The following is a 20,149-nucleotide window of genomic DNA, read 5'->3' on the forward strand; positions in this document are numbered from 1 at the left end:
ATCTAAAAGTGAGGATTATTAAAGAAAAAGGGCACTTGAACAAGTTTCATAACAATATAAACTGTCCCGCACCCTAAGTTTCTTTGAAAATCCTATTACACTAACTCGATAATTACCATTGGTGCTCCGTCTCCACGACGAGGTCCCATTTTCATGATACGAGTGTAACCACCTTGACGATCAGTATAACGAGCAGCAACATCACTGAACAACTTTTGTACAGCATCTTGGTTTGTTTCAGCATTAGCAACTTCATGACGTACATAAGCAGCTGCTTGACGACGTGCATGTAGATCTCCACGTTTACCAAGTGTAATCATTTTTTCTACAACAGAACGAAGTTCTTTTGCACGAGCTTCAGTTGTTTCAATGCGCTCATTGATGATTAAGTCTGTAGTTAAGTCACGTAACATAGCTTTACGTTGTGCGCTTGTGCGTCCTAACTTTCTGTAACCCATGTGAGATTCCCTCCTTTTGTTAAAATACAAGCTTTATAGATATCGTTCATAATCAAGAGACTTCTCAGTCGTCTTTTCTTAATCCTAATCCAAGCTCTTCTAATTTATGTTTTACTTCTTCAAGAGATTTTCTACCTAAGTTTCGAACTTTCATCATATCTTCTTCCGTCTTATTCGCTAATTCTTGTACGGTATTAATACCAGCACGTTTTAAGCAGTTATAAGAACGAACAGAAAGATCTAATTCTTCGATTGTCATCTCAAGAACTTTTTCTTTTTGATCTTCTTCTTTTTCTACCATAATCTCAGCATTCTGTGCTTCGTCAGTTAATCCAACAAAGATATTCAAATGCTCAGTTAAAATCTTTGCACCAAGTGCGATAGCATCTTGAGGACCTGTACTACCGTCAGTCCACACGTCAAAAGTTAACTTATCATAATTAGTCAATTGACCAACACGAGTATTCTCTACTTGATAAGAAACACGAGATACTGGCGTAAAGATAGAGTCAATAGGAATTACACCAATAGGTTGATCTTCACGTTTATTTTGCTCTGCTGGTGTGTATCCACGGCCACGCTTTGCAGTTAAACGCATGCGGAAATTTCCGTTACTACCTAATGTTGCGATATGAAGATCTGGATTTAAGATCTCTACATCACTATCATGTGTAATGTCTGCTGCTGTTACTACCCCTGCACCTTGCATATCAATCTCTAAAGTTTTTTCATCATCAGAGTATATTTTCAATGCTAGCTTTTTGATATTTAATATGATAGCTGTAACATCTTCTACGACGCCTTCAATAGTTGAGAACTCATGAAGTACCCCATCAATTTGAATGGATGTGACAGCGGCACCTGGCAGTGAGGATAGTAGAATACGACGTAAGGAGTTACCCAAAGTAGTACCATATCCACACTCAAGTGGCTCTACGACGAACTTACCATATTTGGCATCATCGTTGATCTCAACCGTTTCGATTTTTGGTTTTTCTATTTCGATCATCAAGATATACCCTCCTTCAAAACGTCGAAACCTCGGCAATTTTTACCGAAATTCCCCATGTTTACGTTCCCGCTTGTGCACAACAACTGGGTTAGTTAATAAATCTGTACGGGTTCTAAAAGTTTTAGTCATATCCCATTATAGACAAGGATAGAAAATTTATACAGAAAAATTAAACTCGGCGACGTTTAGGTGGTCGGCAACCATTATGAGGAACTGGAGTTACGTCTCTGATCGCTGTAACTTCTAGTCCTGCAGCTTGAAGAGCACGAATAGCAGCTTCACGACCTGCACCTGGTCCTTTAACTGTTACTTCTAAAGTTTTCATACCGTGTTCCATAGATGCTTTTGCAGCAGTTTCAGCAGCCATTTGTGCAGCGAATGGAGTAGATTTACGAGAACCTCTGAATCCAAGTGCACCAGCGCTTGACCATGAAAGAGCATTTCCATGAACGTCTGTAATAGTTACGATAGTATTGTTGAAAGTAGAACGAATATGAGCAACACCAGACTCAATATTCTTTTTAACACGACGTTTACGTGTATTAGTTTTACGTGCCATTATAATGTACCTCCTTTACCGATTATTTTTTCTTATTAGCTACAGTCTTACGAGGACCTTTGCGAGTACGAGCGTTGTTTTTCGTGTTTTGTCCACGAACTGGTAAACCACGACGGTGACGAAGGCCACGGTAGCAACCAATTTCCATTAGACGCTTAATATTTAAAGAAATCTCACGACGAAGATCCCCTTCTACTTTTAAACCGTCAATGATATCACGGATCTTGTTTAATTCATCTTCCGTTAAATCACGAACGCGTGTATCTTCAGAAACACCAACTTCTGCTAATACTTTTTGTGCAGTATTTTTTCCAATACCGTAAATGTAAGTTAAAGATATTACTACACGTTTTTCACGTGGAATATCCACACCAGCAATACGTGCCATCTATATGCGCACCTCCTTGTTATTAACCTTGTTTTTGTTTGTGTTTAGGGTTTTCACAGATAACCATAACTTTACCACGTCTGCGGATAACTTTACATTTTTCGCAGATTGGTTTAACAGATGGTCTAACTTTCATTATCCTAACCTCCTTGATAGTACGGAGTGCAATCAGATTATTTAAAGCGGTAAGTAATTCTTCCGCGAGTTAAGTCATATGGAGATAACTCAACCGTTACTTTATCACCAGGTAAAATACGGATGAAATGCATGCGAATTTTACCAGAAACGTGAGCCAATACAGTATGACCATTTTCTAATTCTACCTTAAACATGGCGTTCGGCAAAGTTTCAGTGATTGTGCCTTCAATTTCGATTACATCGTCTTTAGCCATCGAAAATCTCTCCTTTCCATAAAAAAATACGAGATCCATCTTAACTAATATAGCAAAGTGTAGCTCTTCTTGTCACACGATCGGTGTACATTAAACTACTCTGAACTGCTCCTATAATATAATATAACTGCATTTAACTGCAACTAATTGATTATACCATAAGAGAAGGTACTTCGTCCGCTATTAATTATAAAAAAATATAATAATAGGCAAAGAAATAGAAAAAGGTTTAATGCTACCAACTAAACTTAGCATTGCTAGATCATTCATTTTAAGAAAGAAATGATCTTTCCTCTCATTACGAATATTCTATCAACAGCCTTGTGTCTTATCGTATCGAAGTATACAAGCATTTATATGACCTTTTTTAAGAAAAATTATCATTCTTCATGAGTCTAGCCTTAAAACTTCCCACTCATACTTGGTTTCACTTGAAAAGCCACATAGATTTCGTATTTCAAGGATTTCGTAGACTGTTCGACAACTGCACACCTGTTTCTAATACCAATCGTCATAATAGAAAGAATAATAGTTACATTACCTTCTTCACTACTAGATAAAAAAGCAATTCAAGCGGAGTTACCATGAAATCCAAAATACTCTGCACCAATTATCTAAATTGATTAATCTTTTAACGAAGATAAACATGTCAAAATAACACGGTTATGCTTTTTTTGTTACAGATATAACCATGAAAATTATTATACCTTTTGAAAAAAGGAAATGCATCATGTTTAGGAATAAACTCCTCATCCATTTCATCCCAATTCTTCTATTTATTATCTCTGATTTATTCCATGCTAGAGAACAGATTAGTCAAAGCAAAAGTTACTCTTATTTTAAAGTACTTAATAATTCGTCAAGATCTACGAATACTTTATTAATATCTTGTTGTCCATTGATATTACGAAGATAACCTTTTGACTCATAGAAATCAAGTAATGGTTGAGACTGCTTGATATTAACTTCTAAACGATTTTTCACTGTTGCTTCATTATCATCAGCGCGTTGGTATAATTCGCCTCCACAACGATCACATGTATCTGGCTTGGTTGGCGGATTAAACACTAGATGATAGGTCGCACCACAGCTTTTACAAATACGTCTGCCTGTTAAACGCTCCATTAATATCTCTTGATCCACTTGAACATTGATACAAAAGTCTAGTTTCTTATTCAAATCAGACAAAATATTTTCTAAAGCTTCTGCTTGAGGAACTGTACGAGGAAAACCATCTAAAAGAAAACCTTTTTCACAGTCATCCTTGCTAAGTCTTTCGCGAACAATACCAATTGTCACTTCATCTGGTACTAATTCACCTTTATCCATAAAAGATTTTGCCTTTAGTCCAAGTTCTGTTTCGTCTTTCATAGCCGCACGGAACATGTCGCCAGTTGAAATATGAGGGATGTCGTACTTCGCGACAATCTTCTCAGCTTGTGTACCTTTACCTGCGCCAGGGAGCCCCATTAAGACTAAATTCATGCGTATTCCCCCTCAAGTTCTCTTACATAAAATTCAAGGGACAAGCGTCCCCTAAATTATACTATTTAATAAAACCTTTATAGTGTCGTTTTACTAATTGAGATTCTAATTGCTTCATTGTTTCCAATGCCACCCCAACCACGATTATAATACTTGTTCCGCCAATCTGAGCCGATTGTGGAAGCCCTGCAATATTAATGAAAAATACAGGAAGTATTGCAATAATGGCTAAGAATAGAGCTCCAACTAGTGTTAAACGAGATAGAACACGTGATAAATAATCTTGCGTACTTTTACCAGGTCGAATACCTGGAATATATCCACCTTGTTTTTTCAGGTTTTCAGAAACTTGTTCTGGATTCACCTGAATGAAAGCATAGAAATAAGTAAAAGCAAGGATTAATACCGTATATATAATCATTCCTATTGGATGAGTATAGTCAAATACTCTTTGTATCCAGGAAGTAACGTCGTTTTGCGGTAAGAATGATGCAATAGTTCTCGGTGTAACCAAGAAGGAAACTGCAAAGATAACTGGAATAACACCAGCAGAGTTTACTTTCAACGGTAAATGTGTTGATTGTCCACCTGTGCTGCTATTTCCGTTTACCATTCTTTTAGCATATTGAATTGGTATCTTTCTAAGAGCTTGCTGAATGAAAATTACTCCTACTACTATTGCAATGACAGCTAGAACGATTAAAGCTAACGTAACAATATTAAGGAATAATTGATCACCCGGGTTGTCAAACTGCTGAGCATAGATTTGATTAGCAATAGAAGGAATTCCGGCTGCGATACCAGCAAAAATGATAATAGAAATACCATTCCCAACCCCTTTAGAAGTAATTAGTTCTCCTAACCACATTAAAAAGGCTGTACCAGCTGTTAACACAAGAGAAATTACCAAATACGATGAAAATCCAGGTTTTGTAATCAATGCACCACCAGCAAGATTATTAAAACCGTATGACATACCAAAACCTTGGATAAGTGCTAGAACGATTGTAAAGTAACGCGTAAACTGCGTTAATTTTCTTCGTCCAGCCTCACCCTGTTTTGACCATTCCGTAAATTTTGGTACAACATCCATTTGTAATAAGCTTACAATAATAGACGCTGTAATATACGGCATGATTCCCATTGCAAGAATAGAAAAATTCTTTAGTGCTCCACCACCGAAAGTATTTAAAATTCCGAAGGCGCTAAAAGCATCTTGTGCTTTTAAAAAGTCTGCATTCACATACGGTACAGGAATAAATGTACCAAGACGAAATATAATCAACATTAATAGGGTGAATATGATTTTTCGTCTTATTTCACCCACGCGCATAAAATTGGAGATTGTCTGAAACATCAGATCACCTCTGTTTGACCGCCGGCAGCTTCAATAGCTTCCTTTGCAGCAGAGGAGAATTTATGAGCTTTAACAGTAAGCTTTTTCTCTACGTTGCCTTTTGCAAGAATCTTAATTCCTGCTTTTTCGTTGCTAACAACTCCTGTTTCGATAAGAAGTTCTGGAGTTACTTCAGTTCCCTCTTCAAAACGATTTAGAGTATCTAAATTAACAATAGCGTATTCTTTACGGTTGATATTAGTAAAACCACGTTTAGGTAAACGACGGAATAAAGGCGTTTGACCACCTTCGAATCCAGGTCTTACACCCCCACCTGAACGTGCGTTTTGACCTTTATGACCTTTACCAGCAGTTTTACCATTACCTGAACCGATACCGCGCCCTTTGCGTTTACGTTCTTGACGAGAACCTTCTGCAGGTTTTAATTCATGAAGTTTCATTTTGGCACCTCCTTATTGAAGAAGAATGATTTTTAATTTTCTTTTACAGTTACAAGATGTGATACTTTATTGATCATACCGCGAATTGCAGCATTATCTTGTTGAACAACTGTTTGATTTACCTTACGTAATCCTAAAGCTTTAACTGTTTCGCGTTGGTCTTGCGGACGACCAATTACGCTTCTAGTGAGGGTAATTTCCAGATTGTTTGCCATTTAATTTCCCTCCTTATCCTAACAGTTCTTCTACTGATTTTCCACGTAACTTCGCTACGTCTTCAGCACGTTTTAATTGTTTTAAACCGTCTAAAGTGGCACGAACCATGTTAATTGGTGTGTTAGTACCTAATGACTTAGATAAGATATCAGCTACACCAGCTAATTCAAGCACAGCACGTACTGGACCACCAGCGATAACCCCTGTACCTGCAGAAGCAGGCTTCAATAGGATTTCACCAGCTCCGAAATGTCCGATAATTTCGTGTGGAATTGTTGTACCAACCATTGGTACTTCAATAAGATTTTTCTTCGCATCTTCAACCGCTTTGCGAATTGCATCAGGTACTTCTTGAGCTTTACCAGTACCAAAACCAACGTTACCATTTTTGTCCCCAACTACTACTAGAGCAGAGAAACGAAAACGACGTCCACCTTTAACAACTTTCGCTACACGGTTAACTGTAACTACGCGTTCTTCAAGTTCAAGTTTGTTTGGATCAATACGACGCATCTTTTTATGTCCCTCCTTTGTCTATTAAAATTCTAGGCCGTTCTCACGAGCAGCATCAGCTAAAGCTTTTACGCGACCATGATATAAATATCCTCCGCGGTCAAATACTACTGATTTAATTCCTTTTTCTACAGCACGTTTAGCTACTAATTCACCGATCTTAACTGCAGCTTCTAAATTACCAGTAGATTCAAGGTTAAGCTCTTTATCTAATGAAGATGCACTTGCGATTGTTACACCGTTAACATCATCAATTAATTGAGCGTAAATGTGTTTGTTTGAACGGAACACATTTAAACGAGGACGAGCTTCAGTTCCGCTAAGTTTAGAACGCACACGTGCGTGTCTTTTCTTACGAACTTGATTTTTATCAGCCTTCGTAATCATTTAGGTCACTCCTTTCGTTTACCTATGCGGCATTACTTACCAGTTTTACCTTCTTTTCTACGTACATATTCGCCTTCATAACGGATACCTTTCCCTTTATAAGGTTCTGGTGGACGAACGTCACGAATGTTAGCAGCAAGTGCTCCAACACGCTCTTTACTAGTTCCTTTTACAACTACTTTCGTAGCAGATGGTACTTCGATTTCAATACCAGCTTCTGGTTCGATTTCTACTGGATGAGAGTAACCTACGTTCAATACAAGTTTGTTTCCTTGTTTTTGAGCACGGTAACCGACACCGATTAATTCAAGACCTCTTTCAAAGCCTTTTGAAACACCCTCCACCATGTTAGATAACAATGCACGAGTTGTTCCATGTAATGCACGATGTTCCTTCACATCAGAAGGACGAGTTACATTAATCACGTTTTCTTCTAAGCTGATCGCAATATCAGAATTAAAAGTACGAGTTAATTCACCTTTAGGACCTTTCACCGTTACAGTACTTTTATCAATAGTAACTGTAACGCCTGCTGGTACTTCGATTGGTTTTTTACCTACACGAGACATTTAGTTGCACCTCCATTCATTAAACCTATTATTACCAAACGTATGCTAATACTTCTCCGCCAACTTGTTTCGCACGAGCTTCTTTATCAGTAAGTACTCCTTGAGAAGTAGAAACTAATGCAATTCCAAGACCGTTTAATACACGAGGTACTTCTGTTGCTTTCGCATAAACACGAAGACCAGGTTTACTAATTCTTTTAAGTCCAGTAATTACACGCTCGTTGCTTGAACCGTATTTTAAGAAAATGCGGATAATACCTTGTTTGTTGTCTTCGATATATTCTACATCACGTACAAAACCTTCACGCTTTAGGATTTCAGCGATCTCTTTTTTGATGTTAGAAGCAGGAACTTCTAATTTTTCGTGACGAACCATATTCGCATTACGGATTCTTGTAAGCAAATCTGCAATTGGATCTGTCATAACCATTTGTATTTACCTCCTTCCCAATATCGGGTTTTACCAGCTAGCTTTTTTCACACCAGGAATTTGTCCCTTATACGCTAATTCGCGGAAACAAATACGGCAAAGCTTAAATTTACGGTACACAGAATGTGGACGACCACAACGTTCGCAACGTGTGTATTCTTGTACTTTATATTTAGGCGTGCGTTTTTGTTTCGCAATCATTGACTTCTTAGCCACATCTTCGCCTCCCTCTAATTAGAGATTACTTTTGGAACGGCATTCCAAATTGAGTTAACAGTTCACGAGCTTCTTCATCTGTTTTTGCAGTTGTAACGATAACAATGTCCATTCCTCTAACTTTGTTTACTTTATCGTAATCAATTTCAGGGAAAATCAATTGTTCTTTAACACCTAAAGTGTAGTTACCGCGTCCGTCAAATGATTTTTTAGATACACCACGGAAGTCACGTACACGTGGAAGAGAAACAGATACAAGTTTATCAAGGAATTGATACATGCGTTCTCCACGAAGAGTAACTTTTGCTCCGATAGGCATTCCTTCACGCAGACGGAAACCTGCAATTGACTTCTTAGCACGAGTGATTACTGGCTTTTGACCTGTAATTTGTGCTAATTCTTCAACAGCAACATCTAATGCTTTAGCATTTGCTACAGCATCACCGACACCCATGTTAACAACGATTTTTTCCAGTTTTGGAACTTCCATAACTGATTTATAATTGAACTTGCTCATAAGAGCAGGAGTAGTTTCTTTAACAAATTTTTCTTTTAGGCGGTTCATTCATTGTACCTCCCTTCTTCATTTGAACTATTTATCTAGAATTTCACCGGATTTTTTCGCTACGCGTACTTTTTTACCATCAACCGTTTTTGATCCTACACGAGTAGGTTCACCAGTTTTAGGGTCGATAGGCATAACGTTGGATACATGAATAGCAGCTTCCTGGTCATTGATTCCACCTTGTGGATTCAATTGGGATGGCTTAGAGTGCTTCTTAACAATGTTGATTCCTTCAACGATCACGCGATCTTTTTTAGGGAATGCAGCAAGAACAACACCAGTTTTGCCTTTATCCTTACCAGAGATGACCATTACTTTGTCACCTTTTTTAACATGCATCTTTTCGCACCTCCTTAAAGGCAATTAAAATTTATATTATAGTACTTCTGGAGCTAATGATACAATCTTCATAAAGTTGTTATCGCGAAGTTCGCGTGCAACTGGTCCAAAGATACGTGTTCCACGTGGACTCTTATCATCACGGATAATTACACATGCGTTTTCATCGAAACGAATGTAAGTACCGTCTGCACGACGAACACCACTTTTAGTTCTAACGACTACTGCTTTAACTACGTCACCTTTTTTAACAACGCCACCTGGTGTTGCTTGTTTCACAGTAACGACGATGATATCACCGATGTTTGCAGTTTTACGTCCTGAACCACCAAGAACTTTAATAGTAAGTACTTCACGAGCACCAGAGTTGTCAGCAACTTTCAAACGTGATTCTTGTTGAATCATGTGTGTAACCTCCCTTCGGGATGCTTAATTCCGAACAATTATATAATAACTGCTTTTTCTACTACTTCTACAAGACGGAAACGTTTTGTAGCTGATAACGGGCGAGTTTCCATAATGCGTACGATATCGCCAGTTTTTGCTGTGTTTTGCTCATCATGAGCTTTATACTTCTTAGAGTATTTCACGCGTTTGCCATATAAAGGGTGTTTTTTGTATGTTTCAACAACAACTGTAATGGTTTTATCCATTTTATCAGATACAACACGACCAGTATAGACTTTGCGTTGATTGCGTTCGCTCATTCTACGAACCTCCTCTCAACTTATCGATTATTGACGCCGATTTCTCTCTCACGAATGACAGTTTTCATTCGAGCGATCGCTTTGCGTACTTCACGAATGCGAGCTGTATTTTCAAGTTGTCCAGTCGCTAATTGAAAGCGAAGGTTGAAAAGCTCTTCTTTTAAGGATTTAACTTTTTGTTCAATTTCAGCAGTGGTAAGGTCACGAATTTCATTAGCTTTCATTAGTTTCACCACCAATTTCTTCACGTTTTACAAACTTACATTTAACAGGAAGTTTGTGCGCTGCAAGACGAAGAGCTTCACGAGCGATCTCTTCAGATACACCAGCTACTTCGAACATAATTTTTCCAGGCTTAACTACTGCTACCCAACCTTCAGGAGCACCCTTACCGGAACCCATTCGGACTTCAAGAGGCTTAGCAGTGTAAGGCTTATGAGGGAAAATTTTAATCCAAACTTTACCGCCACGTTTCATGTAACGTGTCATTGCAATACGAGCAGACTCGATTTGACGGTTTGTAATCCAAGAAGCTTCTAAAGATTGTAAACCGTATTCACCGAATGCAACTTCTGTACCACCTTTTGCTTGACCACGCATTTTACCACGATGAACACGACGATATTTTACACGTTTAGGTAGTAACATATTATTTGCCTCCTTCCTCAGTTTTCTTCTTCGTTGGAAGGATCTCTCCACGATAGATCCAAACTTTTACACCTAATTTACCATAAGTTGTATCAGCTTCAGCAGTTGCATAGTCGATATCTGCGCGTAGAGTGTGCAATGGAACAGTTCCTTCGCTATAAGACTCTGAACGTGCAATATCTGCGCCGCCTAGACGACCTGATACCATTGTTTTGATACCTTTAGCACCAGCACGCATTGAACGTTGGATTGCTTGTTTTTGAGCACGGCGGAAAGATACACGGTTTTCTAATTGACGAGCAATGTTCTCAGCAACTAGTTTTGCATCCATATCTGCTCTTTTAATTTCTAAAATATTGATGTGTACACGTTTGCCAGTAAGTGAGTTAAGAGCTTTACGTAAAGCTTCAACTTCTGTACCACCTTTACCAATAACCATACCTGGTTTAGCAGTGTGGATAGTAACATTTAAGCGGTTAGCAGCACGCTCGATTTCTACTTTAGAAACAGAAGCATCACTTAGGCGTTTTGTAATATACTCACGTACCTTTAGGTCTTCGTGTAAAAGATCAGCATAATCTTTACCTGCGAACCATTTAGATTCCCAGTCACGAATGATCCCAACACGTAAACCGACTGGATTTACTTTTTGACCCACTAATTACCCCTCCTTCTTTTCTGATACAACGATAGTGATGTGGCTAGTACGTTTGTTGATTTGACTTGCACGACCTTGTGCACGTGGACGGAATCTCTTTAGAGTTGGTCCTTCATTAACGTATGCTTGCTCAACCACTAGGTTATTAATATCCATTTCGTAGTTATGCTCTGCGTTAGCAATAGCAGATTTTAAAACTTTCTCTACGATTGGAGAAGCTGCTTTTGGAGTTAACTTCAAAATAGCTACCGCTTCACCAACTTGCTTTCCTCGAATTAAATCTACGACTAAACGAGCTTTACGAGGAGCAATACGAACTGTATTTGCAACAGCTTTTGCTTGCATTAGAATGCCCTCCTCTCATTAACGTCTTGTTTTCTTATCGTCACTTGCATGACCTTTGTAAGTACGAGTTGGAGCAAATTCTCCAAGTTTGTGACCTACCATGTCTTCAGTAACATAAACTGGAACATGTTTACGACCATCATAAACAGCGATTGTTTGACCGATGAATTGTGGGAAGATCGTAGAACGACGAGACCAAGTTTTCACAACTTGCTTCTTATCACTATCACTTAATTTTTCGATCTTTGTTAGTAAATGATCATCAACAAAAGGTCCTTTTTTTAAGCTGCGACCCATAATGGAACCTCCCTTCGTGATTGTTCTACGGTTCTTTCATTGAACCGTAGTTCAACCCCGTTATTTTTTACGGCTACGTACAATAAATTTATCAGATTTATTTTTCTTGCTACGCGTTTTGTAACCAAGTGTTGGTTTACCCCATGGAGACATTGGTGATTTACGTCCGATTGGAGCGCGTCCTTCACCACCACCGTGTGGATGGTCATTAGGGTTCATTACAGATCCACGTACAGTTGGGCGTTTACCTAACCAACGATTACGACCTGCTTTACCAATGTTGATTAATTCGTGTTGTTCATTACCAACTTGACCGATTGATGCACGGCAAGTAGCAAGAATTAAACGAACTTCACCAGAATTTAAACGTACAAGTACGTATTTTCCTTCTTTACCAAGCACTTGAGCGCTTGTTCCAGCAGAGCGAACTAATTGTCCACCTTTACCTGGTTTTAACTCGATGTTGTGGATTACTGTACCAACTGGAATGTTAGCAAGTGGTAATGCATTACCTGGCTTGATATCAGCCTCAGGTCCTGACATAACTTCTAATCCAACTTCTAAATTTTTCGGTGCAAGAATGTAGCGTTTTTCACCGTCTACATAATTGATTAACGCGATATTAGCAGATCTGTTTGGATCGTACTCAATTGTAGCAACGCGTCCTGGAATGCCATCTTTGTCACGTTTAAAATCGATTACACGATATTGACGCTTATGACCTCCACCTTGATGACGAACAGTTAACTTACCTTGGTTATTACGGCCGCCTTTTCTGTGTAAAGGAGCAAGTAATGACTTTTCAGGAGTACTTGTAGTGATTTCACTAAAGTCTGAAGATGTCATATTACGTCGACCATTGGAGGTAGGTTTATATTTTTTAATCGCCATTTGTGTTCCCTCCTCTTCTAAATATTATTATTAAGCTTCAAAGAATTCGATTTCTTTGCTGTCAGCTGTTAATTTAACAATTGCCTTACGACGTTTGTTTGTGTATCCACCAAAACGTCCCATACGCTTGAATTTACCTTTGTAGTTCATGATGTTAACTTTTTCAACTTTAACGCCAAAGATTTCTTCAACAGCATCTTTAACTTGAGTTTTATTAGCTCTTACATCAACTTCAAACGTGTATTTTTTATCAACCATTAAATCAGTAGAACGTTCAGTGATAACGGGGCGCTTAATCGTATCGCGTGCATCCATTATGCAAGCACCTCCTCTACTTTTTCAACCGCTGCTTTTGTCATGATTAATTTATCATGGTTTAAAACATCTAATACAGTAATTCCAGAAGCAGTAACAACTGTTACCCCCGGGATGTTACGAGCAGATAATGCTACGTTTTCATCAAGGTCAGCTGTAACGATTAATGCTTTCTTTTCTACAGAAAGATTACCTAATACGGCTTTGAAATCTTTAGTTTTAGGTGCCTCAAAAGCAAGGCTTTGTAATACTAAAATATTTTCTTCTAATACTTTAGTAGATAATGCAGACTTAATTGCTAATCTACGAACTTTTTTAGGTAATTTATAGCTGTAGCTACGCGGTACCGGTCCAAATACCGTACCACCACCACGCCATTGTGGAGATCTGATAGATCCTTGACGTGCACGTCCTGTACCTTTTTGGCGCCATGGCTTACGTCCACCACCAGCAACCTCAGAACGAATTTTAGTTTTATGAGTTCCTTGACGTAAAGAAGCTCTTTGCATAACAACTGCTTCAAATAAAACACTTTTGTTAGGCTCGATACCAAATACTGATTCATTTAATTCGATATCTCCAGCTTGCTTACCGTCTTGGTTGAATAATGCAACTTTAGGCATTCTTATTTCCTCCTTTCCAGATTAATAATTATGCTTTAACAGCAGTTTTAATTTTTAATAAAGCTTTTCTAGCTCCAGGTACATTACCTTTGATTAATAGTAGATTGCGCTCTGCATCCACTTTAACAATTTCTAAGTTTTGAACAGTAATCTGTTCTCCACCCATACGTCCTGGTAATGCTTTACCTTTGAATACACGGTTTGGCGCTACAGGTCCCATTGAACCTGGACGACGATGGTAACGAGAACCGTGAGCCATTGGTCCGCGAGATTGTCCATGGCGCTTGATTGAACCTTGGAAACCTTTCCCTTTAGAGATACCTGTTACATCCACTATATCGCCTTCAGCGAAAATACTTACATTGACTTCTTGACCAACCTCATACTCTTCCACGCTAACATCTCTAAATTCACGAACGAAGCGCTTAGGAGCAGTACTTGCTTTAGCAACATGTCCTTGTTCAGGTTTGTTAGCTAACTTTTCACGTTTGTTTTCAAAACCGATTTGTACTGCTGCATAGCCATCAGCTTCAACAGTTTTCTTTTGAAGAACAACGTTTTCAGCAGCTTCCACTACTGTTACAGGGATAAGATTGCCGTTATCAGCGAATACTTGAGTCATACCTATTTTTCTTCCTAAGATTCCTTTGGTCATTTAAGTCACACCTCCTGATTGTTTAAATGTTTATTTCAATTATAATTTAATTTCGATATCTACACCTGACGGTAAATCCAGACGCATTAGTGAATCAACTGTTTGTGGAGTTGGGTTCACGATGTCGATTAGACGTTTATGCGTACGCATTTCAAACTGTTCACGAGAATCTTTATATTTATGAACCGCACGTAGGATTGTGTATATAGACTTCTCTGTTGGTAACGGAATCGGTCCAGATACAGCAGCACCAGAACGTTTTGCAGTTTCAACGATTTTCTCAGCTGATTGATCTAAAATTCTATGATCATACGCTTTTAAACGAATACGAATTTTTTGTTTTGCCATTATTTTCCCTCCTTTTCGCCTATTTTAAAATAGACATTCTCCGCAGGAATTTCCCACACACTCGCCATGGCAAAGCGGCCGGGTGTATCAGCAACCTCCCACATCATCGCAAGTCAAAGACCAACATTGTCTATTATACATAAAAACGCCTAGAAAAGCAACAACATTTATTATTTTTCTTTCGTTTTAGTACACTCAGATTATTATACATATTCCATGATCATATTTCAACCCAATGTATAATTGTCAGTCAATTGGTAATGAACCATTTAGATTTAAGAAAACTATTAGTAAGACTTTTATATTCTAACAAAAAGTAGTGAAAGATTATATAGAAAGATTTTGGAAAACCACTTTCTTCTATATTAATAACTCTATCTATTATAGCTAACCTTAATAATTAAACATATTTACTTCGACTAACATTTATCTCTATCTTCAAATATTAAAATTACCATTTACATACCTGTATCAATTTTAATAACAATAGATTTAATTACAAAAAAAACAAGCTGACGAATCAGCTTGTTTTTATCAAAGGTTATTATTCAACGATAGTAGCAACTACACCAGCGCCTACTGTACGTCCACCTTCACGAATAGAGAATTTAGTTCCTTCTTCGATAGCGATAGAAGAAATTAATTCAACATCCATTTCAATGTTGTCACCAGGCATAACCATTTCTACGCCTTCAGGTAAGTTACAAATACCAGTTACATCAGTTGTACGGAAGTAGAACTGAGGACGGTAGTTAGTGAAGAATGGAGTGTGACGTCCACCTTCTTCTTTTGATAATACGTAAACTTCAGCTTTGAATTTTACGTGTGGAGTAATTGTACCTGGTTTTGCTAATACTTGACCACGTTGGATTTCTTCACGAGCAACCCCACGAAGAAGTGCACCAATGTTATCTCCAGCTTCAGCATAATCAAGTAATTTACGGAACATTTCAACACCAGTTACAGTAGTTGATTTTTTCTCTTCAGCTAAACCGATGATGTCTACAACGTCACCAACTTTAACTTGTCCACGCTCAACACGACCAGTTGCAACTGTACCACGACCAGTAATTGAGAATACATCCTCAACTGGCATCATGAATGGTTTGTCAGTGTCACGAGTTGGAGTTGGGATATATTCATCAACTGCAGCCATAAGCTCAGTGATTTTTTCTTCCCAAGCAGCATCTCCTTCAAGAGCTTTAAGAGCAGAACCTTTAATTACAGGAATATCATCACCAGGGAATTCATATTCTGATAATAGGTCGCGTACTTCCATTTCTACTAATTCTAATAGTTCTTCGTCATCAACCATATCACATTTGTTTAAGAATACTACTAAGTGAGGTACACCAACTTGACGAGAAAGAAGGATGTGCTCACGAGTTTGTGGCATTGGACCATCAGTAGCAGATACTACTAAGATACCGCCATCCATTTGAGCAGCACCAGTGATCATGTTTTTAACATAGTCAGCATGTCCTGGGCAGTCAACGTGTGCATAGTGACGAGTAGCAGTTTCGTACTCAACGTGTGCAGTAGAGATTGTGATTCCACGCTCACGCTCTTCTGGAGCAGCGTCGATTTGATCATAACCGCGAGCTTCACCGCCACCAACTTTAGAAAGTACAGTTGTGATAGCAGCTGTTAATGTAGTTTTACCATGGTCAACGTGACCAATTGTTCCAATATTTACGTGTGGCTTAGAACGATCGTATTTAGCTTTTGCCATTAGGAAAATCCTCCTTTGATTTGTAAAAAATAAGTATTTTTATAGAGCTGTGATTAATGATCACAGCTTTATTGCCTACATAGTAGTTATACTTCATTAAAAAGGTAAAATCAACAATTACCCTTTATTTTTTTTGATGATCTCTTCAGAGATTGATTTTGGTACTTCTTCATAGTGATCAAACACCATTGAGAATACTCCACGACCTTGCGTGCTTGAACGTAATGTCGTAGCATAACCAAACATTTCAGAAAGAGGAACCATCGCACGAACAACTTGTGCGTTACCACGAGCTTCCATACCTTCAACACGTCCACGACGTGAAGTGATATTACCCATGATATCACCCATGTATTCTTCTGGAATGATAACTTCTACCTTCATAACAGGCTCAAGAATTACAGGATTACATTTAGATGCTGCATTTTTCAATGCCATTGAAGCAGCGATTTTGAACGCCATTTCAGATGAGTCAACATCATGGTATGATCCATCAAATAATTTAGCTTTGATGTCTACCATTGGATAACCAGCAAGCACTCCTCTTTGTAACGCATCTTCTAAACCAGCTTGAACTGGAGCGATGTATTCACGTGGAACAACACCACCGACGATAGCATTTTCAAATTCGAATCCTTTACCTTCTTCATTTGGTGAGAACTCAATCCAAACGTGTCCATATTGTCCACGTCCACCAGATTGACGTGTGAATTTCCCTTCAACTGCTGCAGAAGAACGGAATGTTTCACGGTAAGCAACCTGAGGAGCACCAACATTAGCTTCAACTTTGAATTCACGACGCATACGATCTACAAGAATATCTAAGTGAAGTTCACCCATACCAGCAATGATAACTTGACCAGTCTCCTGGTTAGTATGCGCACGGAACGTTGGATCTTCTTCTTGTAATTTTTGTAGTGCAGTTGTCATTTTATCTTGGTCAGCTTTTGATTTAGGTTCAATAGACAATTCGATAACCGGCTCTGGGAATTCCATTGATTCTAAGATTACTAAATCCTTTTCATCACATAGAGTATCTCCAGTAGTAGTATCTTTTAAACCTACAGCTGCTGCGATATCACCAGCATATACTTCTGTAATCTCTTGACGGCTGTTTGCGTGCATTTGCAGAATACGTCCTACGCGCTCACGCTTACCTTTTGTAGAGTTTTGTACATATGAACCAGAGCTCAATGTACCAGAGTATACACGGAAGAATGTCAGTTTACCAACGAATGGATCTGTCATTACTTTGAACGCAAGAGCAGCGAATGGCTCATCATCACTTGAGTGCTTTTCGATTACTTCATCTGAATCAGGAGCAGTACCTTTAATTGCAGGTACGTCTAATGGAGATGGTAAGTACTCAATAACAGCATCAAGCATTTTTTGTACACCTTTGTTTTTGAAAGCTGAACCACAGATTACTGGGTAGAATTCAACGTTAACTGTACCTTTACGGATAGCAGCTTTTAATTCATCAGTAGTGATTTCCTCACCACCAAGATATTTTTCCATTAACTCTTCATCAAGTTCAGCTACAGCCTCAACCAATTTCTCATGGTATTCTTCTGCTAACTCTCTGTAGTCTTCTGGAATTTCACGTTCTTGAATATCTGTTCCTAGGTCATTTCCGTAGAAAGTTGCTTTCATTTCAACTAAGTCAATGATACCTTCGAATTGATCTTCAGCACCAATTGGTAGTTGAATTGCATGAGCGTTTGCTTGTAAACGTTCATGTAAAGTTTTTAATGAATAAAGGAAGTCTGCACCGATTTTATCCATTTTGTTTACGAATACTACACGAGGTACACCATATGTTGTAGCTTGACGCCAAACTGTTTCTGTCTGTGGTTCAACACCAGATTGTGCATCAAGTACTGCAACAGCACCATCAAGTACGCGTAGGGAACGTTCAACTTCAACAGTGAAGTCTACGTGTCCTGGAGTATCGATGATGTTTACACGGTTACCTTTCCATTGTGCAGTTGTTGCTGCTGATGTGATGGTAATTCCACGCTCTTGTTCTTGCTCCATCCAGTCCATTTGAGATGCACCTTCGTGAGTTTCACCAATTTTGTGGATACGACCAGTGTAGTAAAGTACACGCTCAGTTGTAGTCGTTTTACCAGCATCAATATGTGCCATGATACCAATATTACGAGTGTTTTCTAAGGAGAACTCTCTTGCCATTTGGTCTTTCTCCTTTCATAATGAAAGTATTTTTGTAAATTATAATATTACCAACGGTAGTGAGCAAACGCTTTGTTCGCTTCTGCCATTTTGTGTGTATCTTCACGTTTCTTAACTGATGCACCAGTGTTGTTAGCTGCATCTAAGATTTCGTTAGCTAATCTCTCTTCCATTGTTTTCTCTCCGCGAAGACGAGCATAGTTAACTAACCAGCGAAGACCTAAAGTAGTACGTCTTTCAGGACGAACCTCCACTGGAACTTGATAGTTAGAACCACCAACACGGCGTGCTCTTACTTCAAGAACTGGCATGATATTCTTTAATGCTTGATCAAATACTTCAATCGCTTCTTTTCCAGAACGCTCAGCAACGATTTCGAATGCTGAATATAGGATAGCTTGCGATTTCCCTCTTTTACCATCAATCATCATTTTGTTGATTAAACGAGATACAAGCTTTGAATTGTAAATCGGATCTGGTAATACGTCTCTTTTTGCTACAGGACCTTTACGTGGCATTTGATTTCCTCCTTTCAATTATGCTATAAATTCTATTTTATTATTTTTTTGCTGCTTTTGGTTTTTTAGTACCGTATTTAGAACGACCTTGCATACGGTTGTTAACTCCAGCAGTATCAAGCGCACCGCGTACGATATGATAACGTACCCCCGGTAAGTCTTTTACACGTCCTCCACGGATTAGTACAACACTATGTTCTTGTAGGTTGTGACCAATACCAGGAATGTATGCTGTTACTTCGATACCGTTTGTTAAACGAACACGTGCATATTTACGTAATGCAGAGTTTGGTTTTTTCGGTGTCATTGTACCAACACGAGTACATACCCCACGTTTTTGAGGTGAAGATACGTTTGTTTGTGCTTTTTTGAAACTGTTATAACCTTTGTTTAACGCAGGAGACTTCGACTTCTCTTCAGTAGATTGACGAGGCTTGCGCACTAATTGGTTAATTGTTGGCATTTCTTTTTCCTCCCTTCCTTTATGTTTGAAGCCCACACATCCAGGTGGTTCATATTAGGGCAAAAACAAAGTTCTCATGGTTAATTCCATAAAAACAGTTTTAAATAATTATGGCAACAGTTGCTGCGCCTACTTCTATTCCGCATGATTCGCCAAGCTTCTTCATGGATTCAACAAGTATAATAGGAATATTCACTTCTTCAGCTACCTCAGATACCTTTCTAATGATCATCGGATCGGCATCCTCTGCAACGATAACCTCAGTTGCAATCCCTTTTTTTAACGCTTTTACTGTTTGCTTTGTTCCTACTACTATTTTACTTGCCTGTCGTACTTTTTCATAAGACATTTTTATATCCTCCAAAGCAACAGGTGAATAGGAGCACCTTTGATATAGTATCATCTATAAAATTAGATGTCAATTATTTTC

The 20,149-nt window shown here is 38.5% G+C and carries 34 protein-coding genes; all 34 read right to left on the reverse strand.

What is annotated here, in order from left to right; translation table 11 throughout:
* Positions 1-95 precede the first annotated feature (95 nt).
* On the reverse strand, positions 96-458 hold the full coding sequence (gene rplQ / locus NSQ89_RS22170; RefSeq protein ID WP_016204582.1) for a 50S ribosomal protein L17: 363 nt from the start codon (positions 456-458) through the stop codon (positions 96-98).
* Positions 459-522: 64 nt separating this feature from the next.
* Positions 523-1,467 carry a DNA-directed RNA polymerase subunit alpha gene (locus NSQ89_RS22175; RefSeq protein WP_341133437.1) on the reverse strand — a complete coding sequence of 315 codons (945 nt, stop codon included), beginning with the start codon at positions 1,465-1,467 and terminating at the stop codon, positions 523-525.
* A gap of 172 nt (positions 1,468-1,639) precedes the next feature.
* Complete coding sequence (rpsK, locus tag NSQ89_RS22180; RefSeq protein ID WP_016204580.1) at positions 1,640-2,029, reverse strand: 30S ribosomal protein S11; 390 nt, start codon at positions 2,027-2,029, stop codon at positions 1,640-1,642.
* 22 nt (positions 2,030-2,051) lie between these two features.
* Positions 2,052-2,417 (reverse strand): 30S ribosomal protein S13, encoded by a 366-nt coding sequence (gene rpsM, locus NSQ89_RS22185; RefSeq protein ID WP_341133318.1) that lies wholly within the window; start codon positions 2,415-2,417, stop codon positions 2,052-2,054.
* 22 nt (positions 2,418-2,439) lie between these two features.
* Positions 2,440-2,553, reverse strand: a complete 114-nt coding sequence (gene rpmJ / locus NSQ89_RS22190) for a 50S ribosomal protein L36 (RefSeq protein WP_000868344.1) — start codon at positions 2,551-2,553, stop codon at positions 2,440-2,442.
* A 37-nt stretch (positions 2,554-2,590) separates the two neighbouring features.
* A complete protein-coding gene (gene infA / locus NSQ89_RS22195; RefSeq protein ID WP_016204578.1) occupies positions 2,591-2,809 on the reverse strand; it encodes a translation initiation factor IF-1 in 219 nt (72 codons plus the stop codon).
* Between the two features lie 834 nt (positions 2,810-3,643).
* Positions 3,644-4,294 carry an adenylate kinase gene (locus NSQ89_RS22200; RefSeq protein WP_061800912.1) on the reverse strand — a complete coding sequence of 217 codons (651 nt, stop codon included), beginning with the start codon at positions 4,292-4,294 and terminating at the stop codon, positions 3,644-3,646.
* A 61-nt stretch (positions 4,295-4,355) separates the two neighbouring features.
* Positions 4,356-5,651, reverse strand: coding sequence for a preprotein translocase subunit SecY (secY, locus tag NSQ89_RS22205; protein WP_047943724.1), 1,296 nt, complete (start codon positions 5,649-5,651; stop codon positions 4,356-4,358).
* Positions 5,651-6,091 carry a 50S ribosomal protein L15 gene (gene rplO, locus NSQ89_RS22210; RefSeq protein ID WP_047943723.1) on the reverse strand — a complete coding sequence of 147 codons (441 nt, stop codon included), beginning with the start codon at positions 6,089-6,091 and terminating at the stop codon, positions 5,651-5,653. Before rplO ends, secY begins: the two co-directional genes overlap by 1 nt.
* A gap of 32 nt (positions 6,092-6,123) precedes the next feature.
* The gene (gene rpmD / locus NSQ89_RS22215; protein ID WP_016204574.1) at positions 6,124-6,306 is read right to left on the reverse strand and encodes a 50S ribosomal protein L30; all 183 of its coding nucleotides are present in this window, start codon (positions 6,304-6,306) and stop codon (positions 6,124-6,126) included.
* Between the two features lie 13 nt (positions 6,307-6,319).
* Positions 6,320-6,820 carry a 30S ribosomal protein S5 gene (gene rpsE, locus NSQ89_RS22220; protein WP_047943722.1) on the reverse strand — a complete coding sequence of 167 codons (501 nt, stop codon included), beginning with the start codon at positions 6,818-6,820 and terminating at the stop codon, positions 6,320-6,322.
* A gap of 24 nt (positions 6,821-6,844) precedes the next feature.
* Positions 6,845-7,207 carry a 50S ribosomal protein L18 gene (rplR, locus tag NSQ89_RS22225; protein WP_047943721.1) on the reverse strand — a complete coding sequence of 121 codons (363 nt, stop codon included), beginning with the start codon at positions 7,205-7,207 and terminating at the stop codon, positions 6,845-6,847.
* A 32-nt stretch (positions 7,208-7,239) separates the two neighbouring features.
* The gene (gene rplF, locus NSQ89_RS22230; RefSeq protein WP_047943720.1) at positions 7,240-7,776 is read right to left on the reverse strand and encodes a 50S ribosomal protein L6; all 537 of its coding nucleotides are present in this window, start codon (positions 7,774-7,776) and stop codon (positions 7,240-7,242) included.
* A gap of 31 nt (positions 7,777-7,807) precedes the next feature.
* Positions 7,808-8,206 carry a 30S ribosomal protein S8 gene (gene rpsH / locus NSQ89_RS22235; RefSeq protein ID WP_016204570.1) on the reverse strand — a complete coding sequence of 133 codons (399 nt, stop codon included), beginning with the start codon at positions 8,204-8,206 and terminating at the stop codon, positions 7,808-7,810.
* Between the two features lie 30 nt (positions 8,207-8,236).
* A complete protein-coding gene (gene rpsN, locus NSQ89_RS22240; protein ID WP_009499044.1) occupies positions 8,237-8,422 on the reverse strand; it encodes a 30S ribosomal protein S14 in 186 nt (61 codons plus the stop codon).
* 25 nt (positions 8,423-8,447) lie between these two features.
* Positions 8,448-8,987, reverse strand: coding sequence for a 50S ribosomal protein L5 (gene rplE, locus NSQ89_RS22245; protein ID WP_047943719.1), 540 nt, complete (start codon positions 8,985-8,987; stop codon positions 8,448-8,450).
* A 27-nt stretch (positions 8,988-9,014) separates the two neighbouring features.
* On the reverse strand, positions 9,015-9,326 hold the full coding sequence (gene rplX, locus NSQ89_RS22250; protein ID WP_016204568.1) for a 50S ribosomal protein L24: 312 nt from the start codon (positions 9,324-9,326) through the stop codon (positions 9,015-9,017).
* 36 nt (positions 9,327-9,362) lie between these two features.
* Positions 9,363-9,731, reverse strand: coding sequence for a 50S ribosomal protein L14 (gene rplN, locus NSQ89_RS22255; protein ID WP_016204567.1), 369 nt, complete (start codon positions 9,729-9,731; stop codon positions 9,363-9,365).
* A gap of 38 nt (positions 9,732-9,769) precedes the next feature.
* Entirely contained in the window at positions 9,770-10,033 is a 264-nt protein-coding gene (gene rpsQ / locus NSQ89_RS22260; RefSeq protein WP_031537905.1) for a 30S ribosomal protein S17, read from the reverse strand.
* A 20-nt stretch (positions 10,034-10,053) separates the two neighbouring features.
* Complete coding sequence (gene rpmC / locus NSQ89_RS22265; protein WP_003351417.1) at positions 10,054-10,257, reverse strand: 50S ribosomal protein L29; 204 nt, start codon at positions 10,255-10,257, stop codon at positions 10,054-10,056.
* On the reverse strand, positions 10,247-10,681 hold the full coding sequence (gene rplP / locus NSQ89_RS22270; RefSeq protein WP_016204565.1) for a 50S ribosomal protein L16: 435 nt from the start codon (positions 10,679-10,681) through the stop codon (positions 10,247-10,249). The genes rpmC and rplP overlap by 11 nt, the downstream gene beginning before the upstream one ends.
* Before the next feature lies 1 nt (position 10,682).
* Positions 10,683-11,339 (reverse strand): 30S ribosomal protein S3, encoded by a 657-nt coding sequence (gene rpsC, locus NSQ89_RS22275; protein ID WP_047943718.1) that lies wholly within the window; start codon positions 11,337-11,339, stop codon positions 10,683-10,685.
* Positions 11,340-11,342: 3 nt separating this feature from the next.
* Complete coding sequence (rplV, locus tag NSQ89_RS22280; protein WP_047943717.1) at positions 11,343-11,684, reverse strand: 50S ribosomal protein L22; 342 nt, start codon at positions 11,682-11,684, stop codon at positions 11,343-11,345.
* An 18-nt stretch (positions 11,685-11,702) separates the two neighbouring features.
* Entirely contained in the window at positions 11,703-11,981 is a 279-nt protein-coding gene (gene rpsS / locus NSQ89_RS22285; protein WP_016204562.1) for a 30S ribosomal protein S19, read from the reverse strand.
* A 60-nt stretch (positions 11,982-12,041) separates the two neighbouring features.
* Positions 12,042-12,872, reverse strand: coding sequence for a 50S ribosomal protein L2 (gene rplB / locus NSQ89_RS22290; protein WP_016204561.1), 831 nt, complete (start codon positions 12,870-12,872; stop codon positions 12,042-12,044).
* A gap of 30 nt (positions 12,873-12,902) precedes the next feature.
* A complete protein-coding gene (gene rplW, locus NSQ89_RS22295; protein ID WP_016204560.1) occupies positions 12,903-13,187 on the reverse strand; it encodes a 50S ribosomal protein L23 in 285 nt (94 codons plus the stop codon).
* Positions 13,187-13,810, reverse strand: coding sequence for a 50S ribosomal protein L4 (rplD, locus tag NSQ89_RS22300; RefSeq protein ID WP_047943716.1), 624 nt, complete (start codon positions 13,808-13,810; stop codon positions 13,187-13,189). Before rplD ends, rplW begins: the two co-directional genes overlap by 1 nt.
* A gap of 28 nt (positions 13,811-13,838) precedes the next feature.
* Positions 13,839-14,465: a 50S ribosomal protein L3 gene (rplC, locus tag NSQ89_RS22305; protein WP_047943715.1), complete on the reverse strand. Its 627-nt coding sequence runs from the start codon at positions 14,463-14,465 to the stop codon at positions 13,839-13,841.
* A gap of 39 nt (positions 14,466-14,504) precedes the next feature.
* Positions 14,505-14,813, reverse strand: coding sequence for a 30S ribosomal protein S10 (gene rpsJ / locus NSQ89_RS22310; RefSeq protein ID WP_009336571.1), 309 nt, complete (start codon positions 14,811-14,813; stop codon positions 14,505-14,507).
* Between the two features lie 544 nt (positions 14,814-15,357).
* Positions 15,358-16,545, reverse strand: a complete 1,188-nt coding sequence (gene tuf / locus NSQ89_RS22315) for an elongation factor Tu (RefSeq protein WP_047943714.1) — start codon at positions 16,543-16,545, stop codon at positions 15,358-15,360.
* Between the two features lie 117 nt (positions 16,546-16,662).
* Complete coding sequence (gene fusA / locus NSQ89_RS22320; protein WP_047943713.1) at positions 16,663-18,738, reverse strand: elongation factor G; 2,076 nt, start codon at positions 18,736-18,738, stop codon at positions 16,663-16,665.
* Between the two features lie 47 nt (positions 18,739-18,785).
* Positions 18,786-19,256 (reverse strand): 30S ribosomal protein S7, encoded by a 471-nt coding sequence (gene rpsG / locus NSQ89_RS22325; protein WP_016204554.1) that lies wholly within the window; start codon positions 19,254-19,256, stop codon positions 18,786-18,788.
* A 40-nt stretch (positions 19,257-19,296) separates the two neighbouring features.
* Positions 19,297-19,719: a 30S ribosomal protein S12 gene (gene rpsL / locus NSQ89_RS22330; protein WP_047943712.1), complete on the reverse strand. Its 423-nt coding sequence runs from the start codon at positions 19,717-19,719 to the stop codon at positions 19,297-19,299.
* Positions 19,720-19,819: 100 nt separating this feature from the next.
* Complete coding sequence (locus NSQ89_RS22335; protein WP_047943711.1) at positions 19,820-20,068, reverse strand: 50S ribosomal protein L7ae-like protein; 249 nt, start codon at positions 20,066-20,068, stop codon at positions 19,820-19,822.
* Positions 20,069-20,149 lie beyond the last annotated feature (81 nt).

Source organism: Niallia sp. FSL R7-0648 (genome assembly GCF_038007005.1).
GTDB classification, from domain to species: Bacteria; Bacillota; Bacilli; order Bacillales; family Cytobacillaceae; genus Niallia; species Niallia circulans.

Excerpts from the sequence above, each read along its gene's own strand:
- rpsJ (WP_009336571.1), bottom strand. The coding sequence starts at position 14,813 with ATGGCAAAACAAAAAATTCGTATTCGTTTAAAAGCGTATGATCATAGA.
- rpsH (WP_016204570.1), bottom strand. The coding sequence starts at position 8,206 with ATGGTTATGACAGATCCAATTGCAGATTTGCTTACAAGAATCCGTAAT.
- rpsS (WP_016204562.1), bottom strand. The coding sequence starts at position 11,981 with ATGGGTCGCAGCTTAAAAAAAGGACCTTTTGTTGATGATCATTTACTA.
- NSQ89_RS22335 (WP_047943711.1), bottom strand. The coding sequence starts at position 20,068 with ATGTCTTATGAAAAAGTACGACAGGCAAGTAAAATAGTAGTAGGAACA.
- fusA (WP_047943713.1), bottom strand. The coding sequence starts at position 18,738 with ATGGCAAGAGAGTTCTCCTTAGAAAACACTCGTAATATTGGTATCATG.
- rpsK (WP_016204580.1), bottom strand. The coding sequence starts at position 2,029 with ATGGCACGTAAAACTAATACACGTAAACGTCGTGTTAAAAAGAATATT.
- rplE (WP_047943719.1), bottom strand. The coding sequence starts at position 8,987 with ATGAACCGCCTAAAAGAAAAATTTGTTAAAGAAACTACTCCTGCTCTT.
- rplN (WP_016204567.1), bottom strand. The coding sequence starts at position 9,731 with ATGATTCAACAAGAATCACGTTTGAAAGTTGCTGACAACTCTGGTGCT.
- NSQ89_RS22175 (WP_341133437.1), bottom strand. The coding sequence starts at position 1,467 with ATGATCGAAATAGAAAAACCAAAAATCGAAACGGTTGAGATCAACGAT.
- rpmJ (WP_000868344.1), bottom strand. The coding sequence starts at position 2,553 with ATGAAAGTTAGACCATCTGTTAAACCAATCTGCGAAAAATGTAAAGTT.
- rplC (WP_047943715.1), bottom strand. The coding sequence starts at position 14,465 with ATGACCAAAGGAATCTTAGGAAGAAAAATAGGTATGACTCAAGTATTC.
- rplO (WP_047943723.1), bottom strand. The coding sequence starts at position 6,091 with ATGAAACTTCATGAATTAAAACCTGCAGAAGGTTCTCGTCAAGAACGT.
- NSQ89_RS22200 (WP_061800912.1), bottom strand. The coding sequence starts at position 4,294 with ATGAATTTAGTCTTAATGGGGCTCCCTGGCGCAGGTAAAGGTACACAA.
- rplP (WP_016204565.1), bottom strand. The coding sequence starts at position 10,681 with ATGTTACTACCTAAACGTGTAAAATATCGTCGTGTTCATCGTGGTAAA.
- rpsE (WP_047943722.1), bottom strand. The coding sequence starts at position 6,820 with ATGCGTCGTATTGATCCAAACAAACTTGAACTTGAAGAACGCGTAGTT.
- rplR (WP_047943721.1), bottom strand. The coding sequence starts at position 7,207 with ATGATTACGAAGGCTGATAAAAATCAAGTTCGTAAGAAAAGACACGCA.
- rplB (WP_016204561.1), bottom strand. The coding sequence starts at position 12,872 with ATGGCGATTAAAAAATATAAACCTACCTCCAATGGTCGACGTAATATG.
- rpsL (WP_047943712.1), bottom strand. The coding sequence starts at position 19,719 with ATGCCAACAATTAACCAATTAGTGCGCAAGCCTCGTCAATCTACTGAA.
- infA (WP_016204578.1), bottom strand. The coding sequence starts at position 2,809 with ATGGCTAAAGACGATGTAATCGAAATTGAAGGCACAATCACTGAAACT.
- rplW (WP_016204560.1), bottom strand. The coding sequence starts at position 13,187 with ATGGATGCACGCGATACGATTAAGCGCCCCGTTATCACTGAACGTTCT.
- rpsM (WP_341133318.1), bottom strand. The coding sequence starts at position 2,417 with ATGGCACGTATTGCTGGTGTGGATATTCCACGTGAAAAACGTGTAGTA.
- rpmD (WP_016204574.1), bottom strand. The coding sequence starts at position 6,306 with ATGGCAAACAATCTGGAAATTACCCTCACTAGAAGCGTAATTGGTCGT.
- rplQ (WP_016204582.1), bottom strand. The coding sequence starts at position 458 with ATGGGTTACAGAAAGTTAGGACGCACAAGCGCACAACGTAAAGCTATG.
- rplD (WP_047943716.1), bottom strand. The coding sequence starts at position 13,810 with ATGCCTAAAGTTGCATTATTCAACCAAGACGGTAAGCAAGCTGGAGAT.
- secY (WP_047943724.1), bottom strand. The coding sequence starts at position 5,651 with ATGTTTCAGACAATCTCCAATTTTATGCGCGTGGGTGAAATAAGACGA.
- rplV (WP_047943717.1), bottom strand. The coding sequence starts at position 11,684 with ATGCAAGCAAAAGCTGTTGCAAATACAGTTCGTATTGCTCCTCGTAAA.
- tuf (WP_047943714.1), bottom strand. The coding sequence starts at position 16,545 with ATGGCAAAAGCTAAATACGATCGTTCTAAGCCACACGTAAATATTGGA.
- rplX (WP_016204568.1), bottom strand. The coding sequence starts at position 9,326 with ATGCATGTTAAAAAAGGTGACAAAGTAATGGTCATCTCTGGTAAGGAT.
- rpsG (WP_016204554.1), bottom strand. The coding sequence starts at position 19,256 with ATGCCACGTAAAGGTCCTGTAGCAAAAAGAGACGTATTACCAGATCCG.
- rpmC (WP_003351417.1), bottom strand. The coding sequence starts at position 10,257 with ATGAAAGCTAATGAAATTCGTGACCTTACCACTGCTGAAATTGAACAA.
- rpsQ (WP_031537905.1), bottom strand. The coding sequence starts at position 10,033 with ATGAGCGAACGCAATCAACGCAAAGTCTATACTGGTCGTGTTGTATCT.
- rplF (WP_047943720.1), bottom strand. The coding sequence starts at position 7,776 with ATGTCTCGTGTAGGTAAAAAACCAATCGAAGTACCAGCAGGCGTTACA.